The organism is Synechococcus sp. CCY9201, from assembly GCF_034931105.1.
Lineage (GTDB): Bacteria > Cyanobacteriota > Cyanobacteriia > PCC-6307 > Cyanobiaceae > CBW1002.
Map to the genome: position 1 here is coordinate 22219 of NZ_JAYGIC010000050.1, position 8587 is coordinate 30805.

An 8587-nucleotide genomic window follows, 5' to 3' on the forward strand; every position below is an offset into this window, starting at 1 on the left:
GCCTCCTGGCCAACCTTCAGTTGATACCGCCGTCGCGGACCTCTTCCCTTGCCCAGGCACCATGCCCTTCGCGCTGAATTTCATCCACCCGGTGCTGATGTGGGTGCTGCTGGGCCTGATGCTCTACTCGGGCTACCTCGGCTACAAGGCCAGCTTGATCCGCAAGGTAGGCGCCGAGGAACGCAAGGCGATGGTTCCCCTTCACTACGGCCAGCGGCACGCCCAACTCGGTGCGGTGATCCTGGGCCTCACCCTGCTGGGCGCCGTCGGTGGGTTGACGGCCACTTTCCTCAAGAACGGCAAGCTGATCCTCGGTCCGCATCTGTTTGTTGGTCTGGCGGTTGCCGTGCTGGTGATCGCCACGGCCTCCCTGGGACCTTCCCTCCAGAAGGGCAAGGACTGGGTCCGGGGCCTGCACGTGGCCATCAACGGGGGAGTGCTGCTGCTGTTCGGCTGGCAGGCCTTCACGGGCATCGCCATCGTCCAGAAGCTGCTGAGTTCAGAGGCATCACCAACGTCCCTTGGCACCTGATCCGATGACGTTCACCATTCCGCTCAAGCGGCTGGCACGGCTGGCCCTCTCCACCTTGCTCCTGATGCTGGTCGGCGTTGGGCTGTTGACGGCTCGGCCGGGTACCGCCCTGGCGGCAGAGGCCTCGCCGCCGGTCGATTCGGCAGCACTTTCCAAGGCCGTTGTGGCGATGGAGCAGCTCGATCAGATGCGCATCTCCCTGGCCTCCACCCTCGAGGGCCGCACCGAAGAGCCCACCATCGAAACGATGAAGGAGGTGTGCAAGCCCGTAGGCATGCGGGCCATCGCCATCGGCAAGGAAAACGGCTGGCAGGTGCGCCAGGTGGCCAGCAAGTACCGCAACCCCGACCATGCCCCCGCCAACGCTCAGGAGCGCCAGGTGATCGATCTGTTCAGTCGACACCCTGAGATCAACGGGCTCTGGGAGCCGGCCGTGGCGGAACAGGGCGCCGGCCTGAACTACTACCGCCGCATCAACGTGGAGCCGAGCTGCCTGGCCTGCCACGGCACCAAGGCCAGTCGGCCGGCTTTCATCAAAGACAACTACCCCGATGACAAGGCCTTCGACTTCAAGGTGGGTGACTTGCGGGGCATGTATGCCGTGCACCTGCCGGAGGTTCAGGCCGCTCTCGCCGCCGCAGCTGGCTGAGCCACGCCAGCTGAAGGATCTGCCGACTGTCTGCCGGAATCGGCATAAGCAATTTGGAGGCCAAGCATCATGTCCCTCAGTCCCTCGCTCCGATCCAGCGACGAGCTCCCCAGCCTGGGACGTCGCCAGTTCATGAATCTGCTCACCTTCGGTGCCGTCACCGGGGTGGCACTCGGCGCCCTCTACCCGGTTGTGCGCTATTTCATCCCACCACGGGAGGCCGGCTCATCGGGTGGTGCCGTTGCCCTCGACGACCTCGGCATTCCGATCGTGGCCAGCGGCTGGCTGGCCAGCCACCCCGAAGGCGACCGCAGCCTGGTGCAGGGCCTCAAGGGAGATCCCACTTATCTGATTATCGAAGGGGAGGGCGCCGCCATCGGCGCCATCGGCCTCAACGCGATCTGCACCCATCTGGGCTGCGTGGTCCCCTGGAACAGCAGCGAGAACAAGTTCATCTGTCCCTGCCACGGCAGCCAGTACGACCCTGAAGGGGCCGTGGTCCGCGGTCCTGCCCCGCTGCCCCTGGCCCTGGCCCATGTGGCTGTGGAGGGCGAACGGGTGCTGCTCAGCCCCTGGAACGAGAACGATCCCCGCACAGGGGAGAATCCCTGGTGGAGTTGAGCGGAACGGCCACTCGTTCGGATCCAGCCCCTCAGGAAGGCTCCACGGATGGGCAGCGATAGGTCCGATTGAAATTGGCGAAGTCGAAGCTCTGCCCCTCCCCATTTTCGTCCTGCATCATGTCCACGAAGCCCTGACCGAACACCACCTGGGAAGCGGGGTAGTTGTGATGAGCATGAATCGGCCGCTCCAGTGTTTCGTCAATGCCACTGAACGAAACCACGATGTCGGCACCGCTGGCGGCCAGCTCAGCGGGGGTGCGTCCATGCAGAGGGCTGTGCTCATCGATGGGATGCATCACCGTCCAACTGAGCAGAAACAGGGGTGAACGATCGCGCTTCAATGTCAGTGGGTGCAGGCGGCGCATGCGATGTCCCTCAACGGTGCGCTCATTGACGGCGAGATAGGCCTGAATCCTGGCCTCGAGAATCGTCTTGCGGCGTTCATTGGCCACCCGGAACATCAAGGTGGGCACCCCGTCGTAATCGTGCACCGTGACCGCATCCGAGAACAGGATCCGCGCCGTCGAGCGAGAAAAGCGACTGAAGGCCATCCCTGTCATCAGGGCGATCACGATCAAGCCCACCAGCGACTCGACGGTGACGATCAGATTGGTGAACAGGCTGGCCGGATGAAGGGCTCCGAAGCCGATCGAGCCCAGAGCCTGCACGCTGAAGAAGAAGGCTTCAGCAAAGCTGGTGGTGGCTCCAGCCACCCCGGCGATGCCATGGGGGTCCACCCAGTACAGGAGGCTGAAGACCAGGTTGAGCAGCAGATACACCGCAGTGATCAGCCCGAAGAAGATCGGCCAGGGCACCGCCAGCATCAGGTGATTGGGGTGGCGCCAGTGGCGGATCCAGTCGGCTGGATTCACCGCCGAGAAGATGCCTCCGTGCTTCTGCAGTCGCACCGGAGGGACAGACGGACTCCCGGCGGCAGGCTGCTTCCATGGCGCCATCAGCCGTATCCTCTGCACCTCGACACAGCTTATCCTCTTATGCGTGCCCACGCATGAACTTTTGTATGGCGGCGCACCGTTTCGCGCTGGTCTCTGCCTAGAAAGAGGAAGATCGGAGCTGGCAGATGGCCGAACCAGCCTCCATCGGCCGCCACCACCAGATTCTGATCGTGGGCGGTGGCTCCGGTGGCATCACCGTCGCCAGTCAGTTGCTACGGGCCCGTCCCGGCCTGGATGTGGCGATCCTGGAGCCCGCCGGCGTTCACGAGTACCAGTCCGGCTGGATCCTGGCCGGCGCCGGTCTGCTCCCCTACGGGGCAACCCGCCGGCCGGAGGCCGACGTGATCCCAGCAGGTGCCACCTGGATCCAAGGCAGCGCGGCCACTTTCGAGCCGGAGGCCCACCGCCTGATCACCGCGGCCGGCGAATCACTCAGCTACGACGTGCTGGTGGTGGCCATGGGTCTCCAGCTCAACTGGAGCGCCATCAAGGGCTTGCCGGAAGCTCTCGGCAGCCATGGCATCGTCAGCAACTACTCCCACGCCCACATCGCCGCCACCTGGGAGGCGATCCGCAGCTTCCAGGGGGGGACCGCTGTTTTCACCCATCCCGCCACGCCGATCAAGTGCGGCGGTGCTCCGCAGAAGGTGATGTACCTGGCCGACGACATCTTTCAGGCCACCAGCGGCGTGGGGGTGAACACGCAGGTGATCTTCTGCAGCGCCATGGCACAGCTGTATCCGGTCAAGGCCTACAACGCCACAGTCGAGCGCATCGTGGCGCGCCGGGGCATCGAAACCCGTCTGCGCCGCAACCTGATCGAGGTGCGCCCCGAGGAGCAGGTAGCGGTGTTCGACGTGCGTGAGGAAGGCCGGGAACCCTTCCGGGAGGAGATCCGCTTCGACCTGCTGCATGTGGTGCCGCCGATGGCGGCGCCGGACGTGGTGGCCCGTAGCTCCCTGGCGATCGAGGGGCCTGGTGGTTGGGTGGAGGTGAACAAGGACACCTGCCAGCACAAGCGCTTTGCCGATGTGTTCGCCCTCGGCGATGTGAGCTCCCTGCCCACCTCGAAAAGCCTGGCTGCCATCCGTGGTCAGGCACCGGTGCTGGTGGCCAACCTGCTGGCCTTCCTCGAGGGCCGACCCCTGGCTGCCCACTACGACGGTTACACGGCCTGTCCGCTGATCACCAGCTTCCACAGCGTGGTGATGGCGGAGTTCGATTACGACCTCCAGCCGGTCAGTTCGTTCCTGGTGGATCCCACCCAGGAGCGCTGGAGCATGTTTCTGATCGAAACGCGCGCATTCCCCTGGGTGTACTGGCACCGGGTGCTCAAGGGCCGCCTGCATGAAGGCCGCTTCCTCATACCCTTCAAGCCGCTGGTACGGGCTCTGGGGCTGGCGCGGAAGGAGCCTTGATTTCAGTCACTCTGCCACCACTGGAGCCGTTCTTCTTGCCATTGCTCGAGACCTCGCCGCCCCCAGGTTCCCGATGTCCTCCACCCGTGCAGACGCGACTGCGGCGTTCGAGGGGCCGCCCATGCTGTTCGCTTCATACAAGGTGTTACGCAGAGGCTGGTTCCGGTCGCGGCGGTTCCAGCCTGTACGTTTGGCGGGGGGTGCCGATGTCGATCCCGTGTTCGGCGAAAGCTCGGCGCACCCGCAGCCGAAACTCGCGGCCTATAGCCCACTGCTGGGCTGGTTCGGTTTGAATCCAGGTGGTGATGGTGATGCCTGTGTGGGAGATAGTGTCAATCCCCAGCACTGTGGGCTCGGAAACAATTCTCTCGTGCCAATCTGGATCGTCATACAATTGCAGGCCAACATCCGTCAGCACTCGCAGGGCTTTGTCCGGGTCCGTCTCATAGGCCACAGTGATGCTGAAGGCCACCCTGGACCAATTTCGGGTAAGGTTTCTGACCTGCGTGATGTTGCTGTTTGGGATGGTGATCAGCTCTCCGTCCACGCTGCGCAACTGCGTCACACGCAGATTGAGGTTTTCCACCAGACCAGCTGCAGTTCCGGTATCAACGACATCGCCAATTGCATATTGGTCTTCAGATAAAATGAGCACGCCATTCACGAGATCTCTGACCAGGTTCTGGGAACCGAAGGAAATAGCCAGGCCAAAGATACCTCCGATAGCAAGAACCGAGCCGGTAGGCAGACCCAGAGCCCCCAGGGCCAGCAGGATGCCGAAGCCAGCAATCAGGATTGTCACAAATCCTTTTGCCGCCCCTGCTATCGTGGAAGCCCGCAACTGCAGGCGCTTGGAATCTCCAGCGGTCAGTACATCCAACAGGCTGCCGCCATCCTTGACGCTGGTTAAGCGATCAATCAAGCGGCGGCAGATCCGAATGAGAAATCCGGTAAAGAACCAGATCAAGAGAAGTCTGATGGGGATCTCCAGTACTCCCCGGCTGTACTTCTCGAGCACAGGGAATTGTTTGACCAGTTGGTAGAGACCAAAGTACCAGAGCAGAATCAGCGACCAGAAGAGCAACCACTGCAGAAAGCTCAACATGCTCAATCGACGATCGAGGCTGGCAACCTCATCCAGCCCCTGGAGAAAGGCTTCCCGTTGCTGATCGATTCGCTCGTCACGCTCGACAGCCTCGACGCCAGCCTGTGGATCCATGGAAGTCTGGGGCGACTCAGGCTCAGCGCGAGCTTGGAGCTCATCTTTGCGCTGCCGCAGACGCTGTTGCCGCAGACCCAGAAGGTGCTGGACCAGAGCGACTCCAACTGTGAGAGCCACCAGCACCAACAGAATCCTTCCCACAGAGGCCAGGTCCTGGAGAACAAACTCGCTGGAGAGTTCCCCAAGCCCAGCCCTGATTTCCGTATCGAGGATGTCACGCCATTGGCGAGCAAGCTCATCAATCGGAAGGCCGTGATAGCTGGTATCAATCTGGGTAGTGGAAACCAGGATCAGCGGCTGTGTGTAGTGAGCATCCCTGGCTGTGATCACCGTCACACCATTGAGAACAGCAACGTCAACAGCCAGGCTGTCCGCATCCATCGGTGGTTCCTGTCGATCTAGCATGGCGCGCCGCAAACGCGCGTTGACCTCGCCTGCTCGTTCTTCAACGGCAGCGGTGAGATCGGCCCCCTCAGCGTTCCTGTCAACAACGGTCGGCGAGGCAACGACAAACAACTCTTTTCCGGAAATCGGAGAACGGACAGGAGCCACCTCAATGCTGCCAAGGCGCGTCACTTCAGCAGGAGGATTGCTCCCACTCGTCTGGCCGAAGTCCGGCAGGGACAACTGGGCGGCGCTTGACTGGATCATGCCAGCAAGTAGAATGACAACGAGGAAACTCGCCAAGAACAAGCGTGCACATCGCTTCCGAAGCATCTTCATTGGGTGATCATTCTCCTTTCGTCAGGAAGTGCTTGTCAGCGATGTATCCTTCCCAGGGATGACGTAGAAACATGCACAACCATCGTTGATCCATTTCTTTGCTACCACGACGATGCTGCACCCGCAAGCGGCCATAGGCGGGATCTTCAGGCCTGTGATGAACGGCTGAGATTGCCAAGGGGTTGCTGATCGGCTTCGCCAGCGGCCGGCCAGCCTCGGCGACCGGCTTCTCGATCTGCTTCAGAATGCCTGCGCAGGACGGGGAGGAGGGCTCCTTGGAGGTCACCCAGACCCCAGCGGTTGAACAGCTTCTCGTTAGCCCAGAAGCTCCAATGCAATGCTGATGGCGTGGGACAGCGTGGCCAGGCCCCGATGATGGACCAGCACCTATCCAGCCTGAGCGCGTTCATGGCCATGCTCCTGAGCGTTGCCGGGATCTGATCGCCGCTGGGTTCGCGGTCGCGGTGGTTGTCCTGGTTGCGCTGGGTGTCGCGGGGCCAGTGCCAGGAATTGGAAGGAATTCTCGTAGACGCCAGTCTTCCCCCTAGAGCGGTACGACGAACGGTCCAACACGCGGCGAACCTGAGCCACGGCACCAGTGCGCAGACTCGCGACGGCCTTGTCGATGAACCGAACCCCTTTGTGCTCGCCCCTCACCCGGGCCATCCGCTGGGTCGCTGCCGACAGGGACCCATTGCCAGGCCCTCGTGCGGCAGGCAAGACCCGAACAGTCGCCGATGCTGCATCGGATACGTGGTCATAAGTTTACCGTCATACCAGCATTCCGGAGCGTTTCTCCACTCCCTGCTCTCGGCCCACGTTCCGTTACGCGTTCCGTGTTTTCCAGCCCATGCTCGCCAGTCTCGATGTCGTGACCCTGTCGCGACTGCAGTTCGCCCTGACGGCGATCTTTCACATGCTCTGGCCCGTGCTTTCCACTGGCCTGGCGATCTTCCTGGTGGTCCTCGAAGCCTTGTGGCTGCGCACCCGCAATCCCCTTTACTACCGCCAGGCCCGCTTCTGGGCCAAGCTTTATGTGCTGAACTTCGGCATCGGCGTCGCTTCCGGACTGCCGATGGAATTCCAGTTCGGCACCAACTGGGCACCGCTTTCGGAATTTGCCGGGGATTTCTTCGGGTCGGTGCTGGGCTTCGAGGGGGCGATGGCCTTCATGCTCGAAGCCGGCTTCCTCGGGATCATGTTGTTCGGCTGGCAGAAGGTGCCACCAGTGATTCACTTCCTCTCAACCGTGATGGTGGCCTTCGGCGCCAACCTCTCGGTGTTCTGGATCCTCAGCGCCAACTCCTGGCTGCAGACTCCGTCGGGCGGCACTTTTGCCGAGGGCCATTTTCATGTGCAGAACTACTTCGCCGCCATCAACAACCCCTTCATGGTGAGGAGCGTGATTCATATGGCCCTGGCCACGGTGGAAACCTCCATGCTGGTGGTGGCCGCGATCAGTGCCTGGTCGCTCATGCGCCAGAAGGCACCGGAGTTCTTCCTGTTCTCCTTCAAGCTGGCGCTGGTGATCCTGCTGGCGGTGGCGCCGCTGCAGATCCTGGCTGGCCACGAAAGCGCCGTGCAGGTGGCCGAGCATCAGCCCACCAAGCTGGCAGCAATCGAGGCACTCTGGGACGACCAGGCCGCCGGCAGCTCCCCTGCCTGGACCGTGCTGGCTTCCCCCGATGAGGCCAGCGGCAGCAACCGCTGGAGCCTGTCGGTGCCTGGCGCCTTCAGCTGGATCCTGGAGACGCGGCCGCAGCTCAGCCAACCGTTGCGTGGGCTGAACAGCTGGCCCGCCGATCAGCGGCCCCACCTGGTGGGTCTGCTCTTCTATGCCTTCCGGGTGATGGTGGCGATCGGACTGGCTGCGGCGGCCCTGATGGCCCTCAGCCTGCTGCTCTGGTGGCGAGGGGGCCTCAGCGCTGCCAGCTTCACCCAGTGGCCCTGGTTCAGCTGGGCCTGGATCCTTTCGGCTCCGGCCGGCTACCTGGCGATTGAATCCGGCTGGGTGGTGCGTTGCGTGGGCCGCCAGCCCTGGACGGTCTACGGCCAGCTGCGAACCGCCGATGCCGCTTCGGTGCTGCCGGTGGGTGAGGTTCTCACCAGCTTGAGTGTGTTCGCTGTGCTTTACACGGTGTTGTTGGTCTTCGCGCTGTATTTCGGCTCCCGGATCATCGCCAAGGGACCGAATCTCACCCTTGAGCCGCCTGCTGGCCTTGCCACCGCCGTGATTCTTTCCGACCCATCAGAGAGCGCCTGAGTATGGAGTTCCTCGAATGGTTCATGCCCACGGTCTGGTTTGTGATCCTGGCCCTGTTCCTACTGCTCTATGTGGGGACTCCTGAAAAATCCAGATCCATTGCGCCGCAGCTGGTCTCAAGCATGAGAAACCGCTAAAGTAGCCGTGAATCAGGCAATCCGTGATTGCCTTTACTCCTGATCGCTCCATATGTACCGGAGG

At 62.3% G+C, this 8587-nt stretch carries 8 protein-coding genes; 5 read left to right on the plus strand and 3 right to left on the minus strand.

Features of this window, described 5'->3' with window-relative positions:
- Nucleotides 1–61 precede the first annotated feature (61 nt).
- The 3 genes from VB716_RS05190 (at nucleotide 62) to petC (ending at nucleotide 1802) form a co-directional block, all read left to right on the plus strand.
- Nucleotides 62–532 (plus strand): DUF4079 domain-containing protein, encoded by a 471-nt coding sequence (locus VB716_RS05190; protein WP_322758108.1) that lies wholly within the window; start codon nucleotides 62–64, stop codon nucleotides 530–532.
- Nucleotides 533–536: 4 nt separating this feature from the next.
- Nucleotides 537–1181, plus strand: coding sequence for a DUF3365 domain-containing protein (locus VB716_RS05195; protein WP_322758107.1), 645 nt, complete (start codon nucleotides 537–539; stop codon nucleotides 1179–1181).
- A 69-nt stretch (nucleotides 1182–1250) separates the two neighbouring features.
- Complete coding sequence (gene petC / locus VB716_RS05200) at nucleotides 1251–1802, plus strand: cytochrome b6-f complex iron-sulfur subunit (RefSeq protein WP_322758106.1); 552 nt, start codon at nucleotides 1251–1253, stop codon at nucleotides 1800–1802.
- A 31-nt stretch (nucleotides 1803–1833) separates the two neighbouring features.
- Here petC and VB716_RS05205 read toward each other — a convergent pair whose 3' ends face one another.
- Nucleotides 1834–2712: an ion channel gene (locus VB716_RS05205; protein ID WP_323269934.1), complete on the minus strand. Its 879-nt coding sequence runs from the start codon at nucleotides 2710–2712 to the stop codon at nucleotides 1834–1836.
- Between the two features lie 173 nt (nucleotides 2713–2885).
- Between VB716_RS05205 and VB716_RS05210 the strand changes: the two genes are divergently transcribed.
- Complete coding sequence (locus VB716_RS05210; RefSeq protein ID WP_322758104.1) at nucleotides 2886–4178, plus strand: FAD/NAD(P)-binding oxidoreductase; 1293 nt, start codon at nucleotides 2886–2888, stop codon at nucleotides 4176–4178.
- Between the two features lie 145 nt (nucleotides 4179–4323).
- Here VB716_RS05210 and VB716_RS05215 read toward each other — a convergent pair whose 3' ends face one another.
- Together VB716_RS05215 and VB716_RS05220 are read right to left on the minus strand one after the other, a co-directional pair.
- A complete protein-coding gene (locus tag VB716_RS05215; protein ID WP_322758103.1) occupies nucleotides 4324–6087 on the minus strand; it encodes a mechanosensitive ion channel family protein in 1764 nt (587 codons plus the stop codon).
- A gap of 43 nt (nucleotides 6088–6130) precedes the next feature.
- Entirely contained in the window at nucleotides 6131–6409 is a 279-nt protein-coding gene (locus VB716_RS05220) for a hypothetical protein (RefSeq protein WP_322758102.1), read from the minus strand.
- A 564-nt stretch (nucleotides 6410–6973) separates the two neighbouring features.
- Here VB716_RS05220 and VB716_RS05225 point away from each other — a divergent pair.
- The gene (locus VB716_RS05225; protein ID WP_322758101.1) at nucleotides 6974–8386 is read left to right on the plus strand and encodes a cytochrome ubiquinol oxidase subunit I; all 1413 of its coding nucleotides are present in this window, start codon (nucleotides 6974–6976) and stop codon (nucleotides 8384–8386) included.
- Nucleotides 8387–8587: the final 201 nt, after the last annotated feature.